Annotated in this window: 12 protein-coding genes; 9 read left to right on the forward strand and 3 right to left on the reverse strand. The window is 40.0% G+C overall.

Going from position 1 to position 18,291, the window contains the following annotated elements; translation table 11 throughout:
• Nucleotides 1–281: 281 nt before the first annotated feature.
• Both B3297_RS06345 and B3297_RS06350 read left to right on the forward strand, forming a co-directional pair.
• Nucleotides 282–2,426 carry a glycosyl hydrolase family 95 catalytic domain-containing protein gene (locus B3297_RS06345; protein ID WP_070561559.1) on the forward strand — a complete coding sequence of 715 codons (2,145 nt, stop codon included), beginning with the start codon at nt 282–284 and terminating at the stop codon, nt 2,424–2,426.
• 151 nt (nt 2,427–2,577) lie between these two features.
• The gene (locus tag B3297_RS06350; protein WP_070561558.1) at nt 2,578–3,825 is read left to right on the forward strand and encodes a glycoside hydrolase family 88 protein; all 1,248 of its coding nucleotides are present in this window, start codon (nt 2,578–2,580) and stop codon (nt 3,823–3,825) included.
• 126 nt (nt 3,826–3,951) lie between these two features.
• Here B3297_RS06350 and B3297_RS06355 read toward each other — a convergent pair whose 3' ends face one another.
• The 3 genes from B3297_RS06355 to B3297_RS06365 all read right to left on the reverse strand — a co-directional run bounded on the left by B3297_RS06355 (nt 3,952) and on the right by B3297_RS06365 (nt 7,833).
• On the reverse strand, nt 3,952–5,154 hold the full coding sequence (locus B3297_RS06355) for a hybrid sensor histidine kinase/response regulator transcription factor (protein WP_286778583.1): 1,203 nt from the start codon (nt 5,152–5,154) through the stop codon (nt 3,952–3,954).
• Between the two features lie 150 nt (nt 5,155–5,304).
• Nucleotides 5,305–6,270 carry a triple tyrosine motif-containing protein gene (locus B3297_RS06360; RefSeq protein WP_286778584.1) on the reverse strand — a complete coding sequence of 322 codons (966 nt, stop codon included), beginning with the start codon at nt 6,268–6,270 and terminating at the stop codon, nt 5,305–5,307.
• A gap of 30 nt (nt 6,271–6,300) precedes the next feature.
• Nucleotides 6,301–7,833 (reverse strand): ligand-binding sensor domain-containing protein, encoded by a 1,533-nt coding sequence (locus tag B3297_RS06365; protein WP_286778585.1) that lies wholly within the window; start codon nt 7,831–7,833, stop codon nt 6,301–6,303.
• Between the two features lie 136 nt (nt 7,834–7,969).
• Here B3297_RS06365 and B3297_RS06370 point away from each other — a divergent pair, with 136 nt between their 5' ends.
• The 7 genes from B3297_RS06370 (at nt 7,970) to B3297_RS06400 (ending at nt 18,285) form a co-directional block, all read left to right on the forward strand.
• Nucleotides 7,970–11,290 carry a SusC/RagA family TonB-linked outer membrane protein gene (locus tag B3297_RS06370; RefSeq protein WP_070561555.1) on the forward strand — a complete coding sequence of 1,107 codons (3,321 nt, stop codon included), beginning with the start codon at nt 7,970–7,972 and terminating at the stop codon, nt 11,288–11,290.
• A 107-nt stretch (nt 11,291–11,397) separates the two neighbouring features.
• The gene (locus B3297_RS06375; RefSeq protein WP_286778586.1) at nt 11,398–13,290 is read left to right on the forward strand and encodes a RagB/SusD family nutrient uptake outer membrane protein; all 1,893 of its coding nucleotides are present in this window, start codon (nt 11,398–11,400) and stop codon (nt 13,288–13,290) included.
• 139 nt (nt 13,291–13,429) lie between these two features.
• Entirely contained in the window at nt 13,430–14,698 is a 1,269-nt protein-coding gene (locus B3297_RS06380) for a DUF2264 domain-containing protein (RefSeq protein WP_286778587.1), read from the forward strand.
• Between the two features lie 38 nt (nt 14,699–14,736).
• The gene (locus B3297_RS06385) at nt 14,737–16,011 is read left to right on the forward strand and encodes a glycoside hydrolase family 88 protein (protein ID WP_286778588.1); all 1,275 of its coding nucleotides are present in this window, start codon (nt 14,737–14,739) and stop codon (nt 16,009–16,011) included.
• A gap of 590 nt (nt 16,012–16,601) precedes the next feature.
• The gene (locus tag B3297_RS06390) at nt 16,602–16,961 is read left to right on the forward strand and encodes a hypothetical protein (protein WP_286778589.1); all 360 of its coding nucleotides are present in this window, start codon (nt 16,602–16,604) and stop codon (nt 16,959–16,961) included.
• A 122-nt stretch (nt 16,962–17,083) separates the two neighbouring features.
• Nucleotides 17,084–17,278 (forward strand): hypothetical protein, encoded by a 195-nt coding sequence (locus tag B3297_RS06395; RefSeq protein WP_286778590.1) that lies wholly within the window; start codon nt 17,084–17,086, stop codon nt 17,276–17,278.
• Between the two features lie 371 nt (nt 17,279–17,649).
• The gene (locus tag B3297_RS06400) at nt 17,650–18,285 is read left to right on the forward strand and encodes a hypothetical protein (protein WP_088160087.1); all 636 of its coding nucleotides are present in this window, start codon (nt 17,650–17,652) and stop codon (nt 18,283–18,285) included.
• The last annotated feature ends 6 nt before the right edge of the window (nt 18,286–18,291 follow it).

Below are 18,291 nucleotides of genomic sequence, written 5' to 3' on the forward strand. Positions count from 1 at the left end.
AAACTGATAACTAAAATTTTACGTATTGTTTATTTGTGTTTTATTAAAAAATAACAAAAGAATACTGTTGAATTCATTTCTTTCATATATAGTGTCCAATTTTTGCCTATGCCACGTCATTGTGTCTGCTAAATTGTTACATTTCAGCTTGGTAACCGACCTGTCGGATAGATTCGGAAAGCCCTACCGATCAATTTTTCTCAATCGTTTTCGTAAAAGAGGCTTGATTTCAGTCGAATAATCCAGCATCTTTATGGTCGCTCTGATAGCATTAAATCCTAATGATGAATCTAAGAATACTATTTTTACTCGTTTGCATCCTATGCCGGCCATTTGGAGGATCAGCTCAATTTAGAATTCCCGTGTTGGGTCATACGATCTATGAAGGTGTATTTACCGGAAATGGTCTACTGGGAACGATGACTTACTTAGCCGGCAAGAATTCAATGCGTGTGGATATTGGACGAACTGATGTTTATGATCATCGCGCGAATTCGGCCGATAAATTGTTTGATCAGGCGCGTATGTCGTTAGGTCATTTTGAAATGGAATTTGAAAGCCCGATTGTACAGGCACAAGGAGAAATTTATTTAAAAGATGCTTATGCAGAGGCGAAAGTCAGCACGGATAAGGGCATAATGAGAATTCGGACAACCACCTTATCGAATGACAATATTATCTTGCTGGAGGTATTTAAAAAAGATTTTAACGGGAATTACCAGCTTACATGGAAACCCGACGAAGCCATCAGCCCAAGGATGGGATTCAGCTATACGCAAAAACCGAAAAACTATCCGACAAATCCAAAAGGCAGTTTTGGTACACAAGGCGGAATTAAATATTTTGACCAGCCTCTCTTAGCGGGGGGAGGGTATGTAACGGCTTATTGGAGCAAATCTGATAAAGAAGTGGATACCTATTTAATTACTGTAGATTATAGCCAGCATGGGACTGCTTATTTCAAAAAGGCGATTCATTATGTTCGGAATTTTAATGCTCTACAGTTAACGAAAGGACTGGCATCCCATCGCAAGTGGTGGACAAACTATTTTAAGGCATCGACGCTAGAATTGCCAGATACGGTTTATCAGCGGTTTTATGATATGCAACTGTATAAGCTTGCCAGTGCAACAAGGTCAGATAAACCCGCCATGGATTTACAGGGGCCATGGACGAGTCCAACTCCTTGGCCAGCTTACTGGCTTAATCTTAATATGCAACTTGCTTATTCACCAGTTTTCAAAGCCAACCAGCTCGGTATTGCAAACTCGTTGATCCAGATGATTGATCGAAATAAAGATAAGCTAAGACAAAATGTTCCCGAGCCTTATCGCTATAATAGTTTGGCTGTAGGTCGCTCCTCGGGACCAAGTTTATGGAGTCCGGTTCTTCTGGCAAAAAATGTTGCGCTGGAAGGCGCTTCCGATGGAGAAAAAGAATTGGGAAATCTCGTTTGGCTTCTGCATAGTTATTATCAGTATTATCGAGCGACCCTTTCTCAGGAAGTATATGATCGCTTGTTCCCGCTACTGAAGGAAGCTATAAATTATCATTTGCACTTATTGCAAAAGGACCAACAGGGTAAATACCATATCGGGGTGAAAACCTATTCACCGGAATACCCTAAAGGTTATGCTTATGATACAAATTATGATCTTTCCATTTTCAGGTGGGGACTCAAGACACTTATAGAGCTGGATCAAGAAAGAGGCGGCAAGGATAAACTTTATGCGGTCTGGAAAGACGTGTTAGCCAACTTGATTGATTATCCACAAGATGCCGATGGCTTTATGATCGCAAGAGACCTTCCCTATGGTGAGTCGCATCGTCATTATTCGCATCTCATGATGATTTATCCGTTTTACGACATAAACTGGGATCAGGCAAATAACCAAGCGCTTATTGAACGTTCTATTGCACATTGGCAGAGCCAAAAGCAATGGTTACAGGGCTATTCATTTACGGGTGCTGCCTCAATGTATGCCATGATGGGGAGAGGAAATTCGGCTTTGGCTTCGCTGGATGTTTTGTTACAGAAATATTTTAAATCCAATACACTATATGCCGAAAGCGGTCCGGTGATAGAAACCCCACTCGCAGCGATGGCGAGTATTCAAGAACTGTGTATGCAGTATTGGAATGGCATATTACGTGTGTTTCCTGCAATTCCTTCTAAATGGAAGGATGTTTCCTTTACCAATTTTTTGACAGATGGTGGAAATCTCGTATCAGCGGAGCGTAAAAATGGAAAAACGGTCGGCATCCAAATCCGAAGTCAATATGGCGGTCGTCTACGTTTAAAATCCGATATCGGAACACCAGAGGTAAAAATACAGGGAAAAGGTACCTTTACTGTAGCGCAAGACGGAATAATTGATCTGCAGCTCGATAAGGGAGCAGTCGCTTTGATCAACGCACATGGATAATCGAGCTTAGAGAAAGGAAGACAGGAAAAGCTGGATAGGCAGATGCTTTGAACCCACGCTCCATATTAAAATGGAGAAAAGAGCTGATTATTTAACTATAGAATTGACGCGCTCATGCGCTGACCAAATAAAAATAAACGAATAAAAAATAATGAAATTAAAACAACTTTCTGTGTTATTATTGGCCGTTTTGGGCACTTCGACTGTCGTTCAGGCCCAAACAGCAAAACCGAATCTATCCAAAGAGTTCATTCAGCAACAGTTAGATGCTGCAGCAAAGCAAATAAAAGTCCTGGCGAATGAAACGCCGGCAGAAAAGTTTCCAAAAACTTTCGAAAATGGGAAAGAGGTATTTTCTTCATCCAGTTGGTGGTGTTCGGGCTTCTATCCGGGGACATTGCTGTATTTATATGAAGGCACCAAAGATGAGGGATTATTAAAGAAAGCAACTGAGAAATTGACGTATCTGGAGAAAGAAAAGAACAACAAGGGTACGCATGACTTAGGATTTATGTTATTCTGTAGTTTTGGAAATGCACTTCGTCTCACGGGAGATACGCAAAAGTATGAGCCGATACTCAGCACTGGTGCGAATTCCCTAGCATCTCGCTATAGTCCCGTTACCAAAACAATTCGTTCTTGGGATCACGGATCATGGCAATATCCTGTAATCATTGATAACATGATGAATTTGGAATTTTTGACACAGGTATCTAAAATGACTGGAGATAAAAAATTCTATGACATTGCGGTAGCTCATGCCGAAACAACCTTGAAAAATCACTTCAGAAAAGATTATAGTTCCTACCATGTGATCGATTATGATAAGAAGACTGGTAAGGCTATTGGAAAAAAAACACATCAGGGTGCATTTGATGAATCGGCATGGTCAAGAGGGCAGGGATGGGCACTCTATGGTTATACGATGATGTATCGCGAAACCAAGAAGAAAGAATTTTTGAAGCAGGCACAGCAAATCGCAAAATATATCTTAAGTAACCCAAATATGCCTGCTGATCTGGTTCCTTACTGGGATTTTGATAAAGATAAAATTGCGCAGTCGGACAAAATGTATCCAAATAAGGACCTTCGGGATGTGTCGGCAGCGGCATTGTATGCATCGGCTTTATTAGAACTTTCGCAATACACAAAGGGAAGTGAGGCTGTGAACTATTTTAACAAAGCAGAAATTATTCTTAAAAACCTGTCGAAGGCGCCTTATCTTGCTCCTTATGGTCAAAATGGCGGTTACATTTTACAACATAGTGTTGGAGCGTTGCCATTGAATTCCGAAATCGATGTGCCTTTGACTTATGCAGATTATTACTATGTTGAAGCCTTGGTGCGTTATCAACGCCTATTGTCAGGAGAGCCAATGATCAAAGAGATCGCTAAATAGGACCATCAAAGAAAGCTTGTCGTTGATAAATTAACTCGTTTTAAGTACACAGGTATAGATAAAAAAAGAGATGTTAGAGACATCTCTTTTTTTATGGGATAGGATCTAGACTACTTTGAAATATCACTAAGTTTCAGTGGTCTGGCTAGAATTTGTTGTTTGCTCTGACGGATTGTATCCGAACTGTTTTTTAAATTCCTTACTGAAGTATTTCCTGTCGGAAAAGCCTACGGCATAAGCGATTTCACTGATATTCATTGCGGATGTTAGTAACTCTTTCGCTTTGTTTAGCCTATACGTTTTTACATAATTGTTGAGTGACAAATTGGATATGGCTTTTAGCTTGCGATAGAGGATTGGTGCGCTCATTCCCATTGTTCGCGCTATAAAATTGACATCAAAGCCATCTGATTGGATATTTTCTTCAATCAACTGATTTAGGGATGAGATAAATTGTGCATCGAGTTCATTGTCGAATATAGCCGTTTTGACTTCAAATTCCTTGCTTCTTTTCTGACTGACCGCTATGAGATTGTGTGCAGAAAGAAAAAGCTGTTTATTGTCGAAAGGTTTTGTCAAATAGATGTTTGCGCCATGCTCTAAGGCCAAAGTTTGGGAATCGTTGTCGGTTACAGCAGTCAGCAAGATGAATGGTATATGGCAGGTCGTCATATTTGTTTTAATGGCCTGGCATAGCTGAGCACCGTCCATGTAAGGCATCATCAGATCCGAAATAATCAGATCAGGGATATATTCCAATGCTTTAGAAAGGGCTTCCTCACCATTGACAGCAGTAATAATGCTGAAGCTCTCCTCAAATAGACTGACAACGGCTGCTAATAATTCGCTATTGTCCTCTACAATCAAGATGGTCTGCTTTAAGGAAATATCCAGCGTGCCTAAATTCGTTGTGTTTGCTTCCTCTGTCTCTTTTGTTAATATTTCTAGCGGTATAACTCCGGTTTTTTGGTTTATTTGCTTGGGGAGACTAACAGTAAATACAGTCCATTGGCCTTTTTCATCATTCATCGTTGAGCAGCGAATATCTCCTTCGTGCTGCTGCACAATTTGTTTGGTAAGTGCTAGACCAATACCTGTTCCGATCACGTCATTAGCCTGTTCTTCACGATAGTACTCTTCAAATATTTTAAATTGGTTGTCGGTAGCGATACCGATACCATTATCGATAATACTGATCGCTATTGTGTGATCATTTTCGATAAGATCCAGATAAACTGTGCCATGTTCTGGTGTGTACTTGATCGCATTTGATAAGAGGTTAAACATGACTTTATCAAATTGTACAGTATCTATGGATTGTAGCCCCACAGCATCCAGCTGCCGGATATAGTAGTTGAGGTGTTTTGCTTTTGCAAGGTCATTTAATAGGTAGAATGTATCTTCTATATATTCCCGAAAAGAGATGTCTGTTTTCTTCAGTACAAAGTGTTTGTCATCGAATTTTTTAAAATCCAGTAGCTAATTGATAACACCCAGGAGTTTACTGGCATTCTTTTTTATCCGTTTTACCTTGTTCTGGGTAGAAGTAAGATTGGCTGTTTCGGAAATAATTTCATCCAAAGGAGCCGTTATCAAAGTCAGTGGTGTACGGATTTCGTGGGATATCTGTGTGAAGAACTTTATTTTCTTTTCCTGTTCCCGTTCTGAGTTGATCAACATCTCACGTTCGACAACAAACTTGATAACAAAATGTACACCGAGAGTAAACAAGCCGGCATACAAAAGATAGGCCCACCAGGTCCTCCAAAAGGGAGGTTTAATATCGATATTGATCCGCAGGGGTATGCTGCTCCAGATACCATCGTTGTTACTGGCGAAAATGGTCAAGGTGTGCATACCTGTAGGAATATTGGTATATCGTATAGAGGGGGTATTTGTTTCAACCCAATCCTTGTCGAAACCTTCGAGCTTATAGCGGTATCTGTTCTTCTGCGGTTTGATGAAATTGGAACCTGAGAAATTAATCGTTACAAAGTTTTCATCGTGTCGGAGTTTGAGCTGGTAGCTGTTGGGGTCTGACGTTTTCTGTAAACGTCCGTAGTTCAATGGCGTGTCTTCGAGAAAGATATTTCGAAAGAGTACTTCGGGGATGTTCTGATTAAAGATAATTTTTCGGGTATCTAGAGAAACTACACCATTTAGTGTCGTGACGAATAGTGTTCCTGCTTTGCTGGCAAAGACTTTGGCACCAAGTAGATTTTTGACCGGTAAACCGTCATATTGATTCAGGAGATAACGCTGTTTTGTTTTGGGATTGTAGCATATTAATCCATTTTTACTTGTAAGCCACACTTGATTGTTCACAATGATGGGCCAGCCTAAGGAATTGTTTGGAAAACGTGATACTTTGGTAAGCTTATCGTGCTGATCAAGATGATAAAGATCTTCTTTTGACGTCAGCCAGATGTCACCATTCGGATGCACATAAAATCCACCCAGGGCTAATGTATCAAGCTATTTTATTGGTCGTATGTTTGATTCATTCGGTTTTTTGCGAAAAAGTGTCCCGCCTCTAAGAAAATAGGTCTGCTGTTTATGATCAGCTTGGATATCATCAATTGTACCTGTTTTTAAGGCAGCGTTATATGCTGCAGGCTTTCCGGGATCGACGATGTAAAGCCCTTTATTGGTTCCGAGGTAAATGCGATGTACGGGATCGACGTAAATGCTATAAATATTGTTTTTGAGATTCAGGAGATCTTTTTCAAGGTAAAAGTGTTGTGTGTTTCCAGATTGTGCATCGATAATGGAATAACCACCGCCATACTGTGCTGCATAAATTTTGTTATCTCTAACGTATAGATCCTTGATCAGGTTTGACTGGGTTAATTTAGACAAAGGAGAGGTCGTTTCTGTTCTTTTGTCAATTTTGTTGATTCCTTCTTCTTCTGTTCCAATCCAAAACGCATTTTCTGACTCTGCAAAACTGCCGGTGATATCGCTATTAAGGCTGAGCCCAGGACGCGAACGCGTTGAATAATGCTGTATGGGGATCAGATCGGGGTAGATGGCATTGATTCCCCCAAAATAAGTTCCTATCCAGGTGATCTGTTGTCGATCAATAAAAATATCATAGATAGAGTTTTGACTCAATGAGTTTTTGACGGAGGTATTATGTTTATAGTTTAAGAAATGTGGTGCCCCATTAAAGATAGAGAGTCCTTTTAATGTACCGATCAGTAGGTCTCCCTGTTTAGTTGGGACAATTTTCCGGATGTTATTGCTGAGCAGATTGCTATTTGTTTCTGTTAGGTTATTCCATTTTTTATCAACGAAGTTGTATTGGAATATTCCATGCAATTTTGTGCCAACCCACAGGATGTTTTTATGAAGATACATTGTGCTGAAAATCTGCTCTTTTAACGGCAGGGGAGATGCTATAAGATTCTGGTTCGTAGAAATTTGATTATTTTTCAATGAAAAAGACGTTATGCCATCCATGCTCGCCATGATATAGGTTTCAGGTCCTGTCTGAATAATCGATTGTACCCGGGATTGGTTAATGAGTTTTTTGAGATTGTAGGTACCCGCTGTGGGGATAGCCTGATAGAGCCCTTTGTCGGTGCACAGAAATATTTTGTCTGAAAGGAACTGTATGTCGGCGACAGCAATTTTTTCTTGAAAAGGTTTTCCTTGTTTAAATACCGCTTTGCGTTTGTCGATATCGAAAATAAATAGCTGCGTTGCGGTAGCAATGAAAAGGTCATTGTTTGCGTTGATGGCAATCTTGTTAATGTAATCTACCTTTTTAAATACCGTATCCTGTACGAGAATATTAGTGATATTCTGGGAGTCGTATACAAAAAGGTTGGCTCCGCCGCCGAACCAAAGTTTACCTTGTTTATCCTGAGCAATTGTTAATACCGCCTGTTTATCCAATACGTTCTCCTGGCTTAATGTCTCAAATTTTAAATTCTGGGCATGACAAAGGGAAATGATGGATATCAACAGCAGAAATTGTCGCGATAAAATAGGTAGTATGCTCATGGTTATGGGGTATTTGTGTCAAATTTAAGATTTTACCCCCAAATATTTATGAATTTCACCCCTCTTAATTTGCTCATAAACCCATCTTTGACCTATTAAACAACCAATTTTTATTATAAAACTAATTTCCTAAAGTATGGCAAAGTTTTACAAAGTTGGACTGTCTGCTATGATGATGTTTACTGTGGGTGCGAGTATGGCACAACAGAAAATTTCAATTACGGGGCGGATTACAGACAGTCAGGGAGCACCTTTATCGGGTGTAACGATTCGAGAAAAGGGCGGAAAGACCGCCACTTCAACAAATGAGGCAGGTCAATATGCCATTTCTGTTTTAGAAAATGCTACATTACTGATTTCATATATAGGATATCAGGATCAAGAAATCAATCCTAAAGGGCGTTCGATAATTAATATCAGTCTGGAAAAAAATACCTCAGCACTTGATGAAGTTGTTGTTGTTGGTTATGGCACGCAGAAAAAAGTCAATTTGACTGGATCTGTCGCTACTGTCGGCGCAGATAAACTTACAAATAGGCCGATAATGAACCTTGCTGCGGCTCTAGGTGGAACTGCACCCGGTATACGTGTTACGCAGGGCAATGGAAATCCTGGAAGCGAGGATGTTTCCATTCGTGTTCGTGGTACAGGATCTTTCAATAATAATAACCCACTGATTCTTGTTGATGGTGCTGTCGCCGATATGGTTCCATTAAATACCGATGATATCGAGAATATTTCTATTTTGAAAGACGCGGCTTCGGCAGCAATTTATGGATCTCGTGCTGCTAATGGTGTCATTCTCGTGACTACTAAAAAAGGGCGGAAAGGTGAGGCCCCTAATATAACATTCAATGCATTGTATGCACGTGAGAAAGCACAAACTGATTTGAAGTTTATGTCAAGTACCGCAGATTGGATGGAACTACACAACATCGCTAAGGTGAATGCTAACCCAACTTCGACATCTCCTGATTATACACTTTCAACGATTGAAGAGTGGCGCAAAGCAAATGCTGATCCTAATGGTATTTATACTAATCCGATCACTGGGAATAGCATCCCTAATTGGTTGGCATATCCAAACACAGATTGGGCGCAGGTTCTCTTCCAGCCCCAATATTATCAGCGATATGGTGTTTCAGTAACTGGGGGTAGTGATAAATCTTCTTATCTCATGTCCGCCGGATACCAGAATAATCCTGGAACGTTGGCAAATATTGGAATGAAGAGATTCAACATTCGGACCAATTTGGAAACAAAAATTGCGGATAGAATTACTTTTGGAACACAAACCTATGCAACAAAGGAGTATAAGCAGCCAGGTAGCACTTCAATGACTTATTTGCTTCAAGCTTTTCCGGGAATGACACCAATTTATGAGGGAAAATATGGATCCAGTGAAGATCCCAACACAACAAATAAGGATAATATTCTCCAACAGGTGGCTTCGAATGGTGGAGAAAACAACTACACACGTATCAATAGCACGTGGTATGTTAACGCGGATCTTTGGAAAGGAATTATTGCAGAAGCTCGCTTTAACTATAGTGATTATATGCGTGAGGATGAAAATTATTCCCAAAACTTGCCGAGATATAGTTTTAGAGAAAGCTTTGAGAAGCCTAAAGAGGGGATAGGGAATTTAGACCAGGCAACGACATATAGATACTCTTATAAATCTTCCAGTTATACAGCGAATGCATTATTGCGTTACGCGCATACTTTTGGGAAACATGATGTTGGCGGATTAGTAGGATACGAGCAATATTATTCAAAGACAAGTGGGTTTAACGCTACAAAAAGGGGCTTATTAGACTGGGACGTAACGGATATAACTTCAGGTGCGACAATGGAATCAATTGGAGGTGACGCTAAAGCGGAGAACGCAATGATTTCTTATTTTGGCCGTGTAAACTATGCCTATGATGGTAAATATTTGTTCGAAGGAAACTTTCGTTCGGACGCGTCATCTAAGTTTGCTCCCGGACATCGCACAGGATTTTTCCCTTCTTTCTCAGCAGGTTGGGTAATCAGTAACGAACGTTTTTTTGACCCAGCCAAAACAACGGTTAATTACTTAAAGCTTAGAGGGTCCTATGGAACCTTAGGGAATACAATAAGTGGGAATTACGATTGGCAGACTCTTTATCAAAAAGTGAATAATGTATTTAACGAGTCGGTTGCGAATGGGGTTATTCAGCAAACTATCCAAAATCTTAGTTTATCATGGGAGAAACTAACGACATATAATGTTGGGTTGGAAGCCAGTTTCTTAAATCGTCGTTTGAGTGTCGAAGCCGATATGTACTCCCGAAAGACTTCTGATATCTTAACAGCAGCTATTATTTATTTGACAATGGGTAATATCAATGCACCGATGTCCAATACCGCTTCAATGAATAATAAAGGGATAGAACTAAATTTGGGGTGGAACGACAAAATCGGAGATTTTAGGTATGGAGTTAGTGGTAATATCTCTTACAACATGAACAGAGTTTCCGGATTTAAAGGAACGTTAAAGTATGAACAAGATCCATCGACTCTCGATATTTGGGGTAATCCAACTTGGCGCTATACGAATTTAGCAGATGTATCTACAGGAGGAAACGAACGTCGTGTTGAACAACATATGCTTGACGAATGGTTTTTAAGAAGGCCTTACGCAGGTACTGGAACTTATATGAAATCTGATGGAAGTGTAGATCCTAATGGTGGTCCAACAGATGGAATGATTCGTACTAAAGCCGATCTGGAGTGGGTGAAATCCATGATAGCTGCAAATTATTCTTTCAATAACAATACAGTGGGGCCAGGAGCAGCAAATATTTGGTATGGCCAAATGCTTATGGCAGATGCGAACGGTGATGGTAAGTACGGTAATGATGATGACCGTGAATTCACTGGGAAGTCTTCTGTTGCCAAATTTGTGTTTGGCTTAAATCTGACAGCAGCCTACAGGGGCTTTGATCTAAACATGCTTTTGGCGGGACGTGTCGGATCTTATCATTATATTAATGAGCGTGGATCTAATGGATCAATATTGGCAAATACAGGTGATCAATTGCCAGCAGATGCCTGGACCAAATATTATTCTTATGATGCAGTAAGAGCAAATAGCGATTATGATAATTATGATCCTGCTACAGATCCAAATGCAAATATAAATGGTAAATATCCACGTTTACTTTCTTCAAGTTCAATCATGCAGGCTAATACATTCTACCTGTATAATACCTCGTATTTAAAATTAAAGTCTTTGCAGTTGGGGTACACATTTCCTAAAAAATGGATTAATCAAGCTAAAATTAAAGACTTAAGGGTATTTGTAACAGGAGAAAACCTATTGACTTTTAAACATAAAGACTTTCCAGGAGTGGACCCGGAATTAGGTGGTTCATTGATTGTTTATCCGATCGCGAAGCTATATTCCGCCGGGGTATCAGTAACTTTTTAACTTAATCTCAGAACAGAAGGATAAGTTAATTTGAGTTTTCAATAGAGTAAGACTTAGACTAGCATCTTAATCTTAATTCTGTTTAGTCAAATAAAATAGAAATAGAGATGAAAAAAATATTAAAATCTGTCATAGCAATTGGTATAGCAAGTTCTTTATCGTCTTGTACGAAAATATTGGACCTTGCACCTAATGACAAAATATCTTCGGGAACAATGTGGTCAACGGAAACGCTGGTTGATCAAGGGGTAATAGGTGTTTACTATTCATTACAACGTCCGGTAAGAAGTGACGGAATCGTAGGGACATCTGCAAATATTGGGTATTATGCTTATGAGGCATTTGGTATGACTGGTCAAGGTGAATATAACTTAAATAACCTATTCTCCAGCGCTGTGAATCCAAGTAATTCCTATTTTTCATTCCAATGGAAATGGTTGTACGATGGTGTACATCGCGCTAACGATGCAATTGTTCATATTCCCGGTGCGACGATGGCTCAGGAAAAAAAGAATAAATTAGTAGCCGAATGTAAAGTGTTACGCGCCTTTTTTTACATGCGGCTCAATGAACTGTACGGTCGGAATGGTTTAGGTGTTCCTATTTACACCGAGCCTATCAGTCCTGCAGAAGGTAACAAAGGGCAGAGTTCAGAAGAGGAGGTTTGGGCACTTATTATTAAAGATTTGACAGATGCAATCAATGAGAGTGCTTTGCCGAACAATCAAATCCAAGGAGAAGGACGTGTGAGTAAAGGTGCCGCTTATGCACTACGTGGCCGTGCTTATCTTATGACCAAAAAATACGATCAGGCAGTAGCTGATTTTGCGAAAGTTGGAGAGAACGGCTATAAACTCTTTTCAAATTATAAGCAATTATTTAAAGTTGCCAATGAACGTTGTGAAGAGATGATTTTGAGCGTTCAATATATAGAGGAACCTTCAGGATACGGTTCGGCCGTACAGAAGTATACCGCCGCATTTCAACAGGGGGCAAAAGATAGCCGGGGATGTTGGACAGATCTCCAAGTGACCCCAGCTTTGGTTAATTTGTATGAAGAAATAATTGATGGAACTACCGTACGTCCTTTTAGTTGGTCAGACTATATTCCTGAATGGAATACGGTAAATGCTTTAGGAGCTCCCAATAGAAAAGTCTTTTTTATCCGGGATCAAAAAGTTAACGGAAATGATGTCCATTCTACTGTTACCACGGTAATCAATACAGAATTGAATAAATTGAATAGTACTGCGCGGGCGTTTTACCTACCAGAAGGGAATGAAGCACGCCTTAAAGCAGCTTACGCAAATAGGGATCCACGTTTAGCGTATAACGTGGTAACTCCTTATGCATCTTTCCAGGGAGTAAACAGCAATTCCACTACTGCAGGTATGTATACCTATAGATTCCCGGTCACTGGTAAATACTATGTGGACCAATCTGGAGCTGAGCCTAATTTGAATAGTAGTTTACCTAGTACTTATTATACTTCGGGAAGCGCCAATGCACAGGCTGAGTTTAAGTATATCCATCGCAAGTTTGTGGGGGAAGGTTTAGAATACGCTCGTCGTGAGCAAAACCCAGTAGACGAGCCTATTATTCGTTATGCAGATGTTTTGTTGATGTGGGCAGAAGCGTTAGTCGAGATGAATGATTTACCTGGTGCTATGGCAAAAGTAAAACAGGTCAGAGATCGGGTTGGAATTCCAACAATGGCCTCCTCTTTTTCAGATCAAAGCAAAGCACGTAATTATGTACGAGACGAGCGGCGTCGGGAATTAATTGGTGAGGGAGTTAACTTTTTTGATGAAATGCGTTGGAAAACACTGAAAGAGACAAAGTTCAACGAAAAATTTGCACAACATGCTTGGGGTGGTACAGAAAATACGGGCGGTACCACTTATGAATGGATAGGTGACCAATGGTACACGTGGCCAGTCCCTAAATCTGAAATAGAGTTAAATAAAAATTTGAAGCCAACACCAGGCTGGGTTTATTAAGTAAAGAAGTTGTTATCAATCGCTCACGCAATCGTTTGCTAGAGCGATTGATTTTTTTTGATTTGTTTTTTTAGCTTAAAATAAAGATTTTTAATGTTTTGTGTAACACTTCGATTGTGTTCGTTATAAACCAATGTCAATGAAAAGAAGACTCTTATTAAAACTATTGGGCGGTGCCGGGATAGGCGCACTGGCGACATCTTTTGCTGGTGAGGCGAAAGCCAATGTTGCTGCGTCGGAAGGAAATAATTACAGCGAGAACGATTGCGCCTATTGGGTATCTATTTTACATAAGATGGCTGCTCCAATATTAGGCAATATCAGTAAGCAACAATGGCGTAAAAATATGCCGATGGAAGTGAGCCCTACTTTTGATAGTCGAGACCCTGGAGTCGGTTATTTGGAAGCTTTCGGTCGCTTGTTGGCAGGTATGGCTCCTTGGTTGGCCTTACCGGATGACGCAACTGAAGAAGGTCAATTGCGTAAAAAATTACGTAACCACGCATTACTCGGTATACAATATGGTGTCGATCCTAAATCGCCGGATTATTTTACCTGGCGAGGCCCTTCATCCCAAACACTCGTCGATGCGGCGCATCTTGCGCTGGCTTTTTTGAGGGCCCCACAGGCTTTATGGCAGCCTTTGGACCAAGTGACTAAAAAAAGAGTAGTTGAAGAATTCAAACTGTTGCGGAAGATCAAGCCGAACGAGAATAATTGGTTGCTGTTTGCCGCGATGACAGAGACGTTTCTCTATAGCATCGGGGAGGAGTGCGCTCGTGAGAAGATCGATTATGCAGTCAATAAATTTGATCAGGAATGGTATGTCGGAGATGGCTGGTACAGCGACGGCGCCCGTTTTAGTTTTGATCATTACAATGGGTATGTGATTCACTGCATGCAGGTGGAGTCGCTACGCCATAATATTACCGCCGGCGGAAAATATAAAGAAATGTATGATAGAGCGTATAAACGAATGCAGCGATATGCACATCATTTGGAACGTATGATTTCTCCAGAAGGTCACTATGTAGTTGTTGGACGCTCCTCAACTTATAAGAATGCAGCGTTCCAACCTTTGGCGACAGTTGCTTTAGAAAACAAGCTACCTGAAGATATCTCAAAAGGACAGGTCCGGGCAGCTCTTACAGCGATATTAAGGCATATTTATATAGACAAAACCTTTGCCCCGTCAGGATGGCTGCGTATGGGAGTGGTGGGTGATAAACAATCCAATCTCACAGATTACTATACAAATGCAGGGTCTATGTATGTGGCCTCCCTGTCATTCTTGCCTTTGGGATTACCAGCAGACGATGAGTTCTGGACCTGTGCTTCACAACCCTGGACTTCTCAGAAATGCTGGAGTGCCGAGCAATTTCCGAAGGACTATTATGTAAGCTATTAAATTAAACAAGAATAGAGGGTTCTAAATTTTATATAAACATGAAGATACAACATTATATTACGGGAGCCCTAATAATTGGGCTGGGAATGCAAGGGATTTCTTGTTCTAGTCAACGGAATTTAGGAACCGTTAAGTTGGGACTTGACAAAGAATTCGTTCATTCAAATTTAGCGCATGCACATAAGCAAATCGCCTATCTTGCCGCATCGATCAATGAATCCGATATGCCCACGACCTATAAAGATGGTAAATATGTGAATTGGGGTTCAAGCTGGTGGTGCTCTGGGTTCTATCCCGGCACAGTGCTTTATCTATATGAGTATACCAAGGATGAAAAACTTTTGACGGAGGCTAAACGTAAATTGAAGCAGCTGGAAAAAGAAAAAAATAACAAAGGAACACATGATTTGGGCTTTATGTTATACTGCAGTTTTGGGAATGCATTACGTTTGACGGGAGATTCGGCTGCTTATAAGGAAATTTTAAGTACTGGAGCAGCATCTCTGGCAACACGTTTCCATGAAGCACCGAAAACAATTCGTTCATGGGACGGTGGAAAAAACTGGGATGGTCAGCCTTGGACCTATCCAGTAATCATCGATAATATGATGAACTTGGAGTTTTTGACGGAAGTTTCCAAAATGACAGGTGATAAGCGTTATCGTGATATTGCGGTACAACATGCCAATACAACGATGATCAATCATTACCGAAAAGATTATAGTTCCTACCATGTGGTGGATTACAATCCGAATGATGGAAGTATTATTTCGAGAAAAACTGCCCAAGGAGCTTTTGATGAGTCTGCATGGGCTAGGGGACAGTCTTGGGGACTTTATGGGTATACGATGATGTATCGTGAGACTGGCGACAAGAAATATTTGGAGCAGGCTAGGCATATTGCACAGTTTTATCTGAATCATCCTAATCTTCCCAAAGACCTGATTCCTTATTGGGATATGGACCAGAACAAGCTTACTCCAGATAGTAAATATTATAGCCAGAAAGATCTTCGTGATGTGTCGACAGCTTCAGTAACTGCTTCGGCTTTGCTGGAACTGGCACAATACACAACAGGCAGTGAAAGCCAGCTGTATATCTCGAAGGCTGAGCAGATGTTGCGCTCGCTTTCTTCTAAACCCTACAAAGCAGATTACAAGGAAGCCGGGGGCTATATTTTGAAACATAGCGTCGGTTCAATCCCACATAAAACAGAGGTGGATGTGCCTTTAACCTATGCCGATTACTATTATGTAGAGGCATTGGTGCGGTATGACCGATTGCTCCGCGGAGAAAAGGTGATTAAACAATAGACGATAAGGCACTTTTAAACAGTTCTTAAAATAAGTGTTGTTTTAGGAACAGTTTTAGTCGTTTGTGCTCTTGGGAAAAATGCAGTTCCAACCAATCCCAAATTTTCATTGGAGCATCTCCTGTTGTAATAGTCGCGATAGACACATAATATTTGGCGAGATCTGTCACCCGGATGTGTCAGATCTATACCGCTCCGTTTATACGTTGCCAATTTCATAAATCTAACAAAGAATGAAAACAACAAATAGTAAAGTCAGATTTATTGAGATTACACTTATTGTATTTTTTAGGGGTCGGTAAGTTCTTGTATTTCAAAATTGTATATTCTGATCAAGTAATCATTTGGACGTATTAGTAGGTAATACACCTATTTTTTTACGGAGAATTTTTTAAAGCGATGTGCCGTTGATCTTTCAACCATAATTATTAATGGTGAGGCATCATTCGCTAATGATCGAGAAACTTTAGTCAATTTATCTAAAAGAAAGGAGGCCCTTATGATTTAGTTAAGATAAAAGCCAATTGTTGATAAGCTATATCTCAAAAAAGCTTATTGAAATAGTCAATTATTTATAAACACTTTTAAATTATGTTAAAAAATTCATTTGTAATAGCCTTTGCGTTATTTATTGTCACTGGTTTGTTCGTTCAAGCTAGAGATTTGAGTGTACCAGTTGTCAAACTATCTAATAAACGAAATGTAATTTCTACGGAAAACGTTGGTGCAAAAAAAAATACCAAAACGAATATTAAAACGCTAAGTGGCACATTCGACTTCTATGTGTATAACTTTAGTAATTCCCCCATTTATTTGACCTTTAGTGGGGATTTTCCAGGAGGAACCACACAGCATGTTGTAGTCGCTGCGAATACGCTTTCCTATCCCGTTAATATTCAAAGTGGAAATTATGATATTTATGCAAGTTGCCCTAGTTGGTTAACAATGTAATATGCGATGAGTTGCGGTCATTCGGGCTCCGGACAATATTACACTTTCGAAAATGTCTATTTGAGCGATACTGGCTGTACATCATTAGATGTCGGAAGCAATTAAGTTACGCATAATAGTTAATGTTGCTGTCTCAATGTCTTCATTGGGGCAGCTATTATAAAGAAGCCGGTGGCTATATCTTGAAACATGGTGTTGGATCCATTCCACATAAAACAGAAGTTGATGTGTGCTTGACCTATGTCCATTTCTTCTATGTAGAAACATTGGTGCGATATGACCGGTTGCCCCTTGGAGAAAAGGTAATCAAGCAATAAGAGCTGTTTTTTTGAGTTTTCAACAAAGTTATTAACACGATGTGGAAAAGTGAAGTATGTAAGGTACTTCACTTTTTTTGTTTTATAGGATTGAACCCGCTCTATCTTACGACATGTTTCTTCATGTAGTATTTGATCCTATTCTCTGTCAAATACAGGCTCTTTCGTCTAGTGCACATAACAATATCTAGCTTATATCAATTTCTATATTAACAGGGCTTTTATAGGGGTATAACAGGGGGTTAGCAGGGGGTTAACCCCCTGCTAACCCCTAGTAAAAATAGTGTTACTCCTCTTTTAATAGGGAATTTGGTGTTATCTTGGTAATAATTTATATACCAATTAATTATAAACAAAAGGAGAGAAACTTTATGGCAATTTTACAAAATGGTCCGAACGGCCCTATTGTTGGGAAATTTGGTTCGGTGAATGCTTACCTATTGAATGGCCAAAATATCATACGCGGCGGTAAAAGAAAACGAACGTCTCCGCCTAGCGAGGCCGAGCTATTAAATAGAGAAAAACAGAAAATTGCAGGTAAGTTTGCCGCATGGAATAAAAGAATTCTTGAGTTTGGCTATCAGTCTCTAGCGAAAAAGGGAAGTCGTGTAGGTGCTTTCCAATTGGCACAGCGCCACATTTTTAAAGAAACTCTTGAATTAGATGAAGAGAATAAGCCTTTTGTTAACCTTGAAAAGCTATTGCTGTTTTCGGGTCCGCTTACCCCATTAGCCAACTGTCAAGTAAGCTTGGATGGCGACCAGATTGATCTTAGCTGGACTGTAGATGATCAGTATAAAAGTAGCATATATAAAATCAATCTGGGATTGATAAGCTTAGATGCCGAGTCGCATCTAAGAACCTCTATTGCCAATGTCAATCAGGGCACCTGCTCGTTGCAATTTGAGGAGATAAGCAGAAAAACAGGTGATCTCCATGTTTATGTTGGTGTGTGGGATACACTGGAGGGAGACTTCTCGAATTCCATCTATTGTGGGGTTATATAGTTGTTT

The organism is Sphingobacterium sp. UBA3519, from assembly GCF_002377215.1.
GTDB classification, from domain to species: domain Bacteria; phylum Bacteroidota; class Bacteroidia; order Sphingobacteriales; family Sphingobacteriaceae; genus Sphingobacterium; species Sphingobacterium multivorum.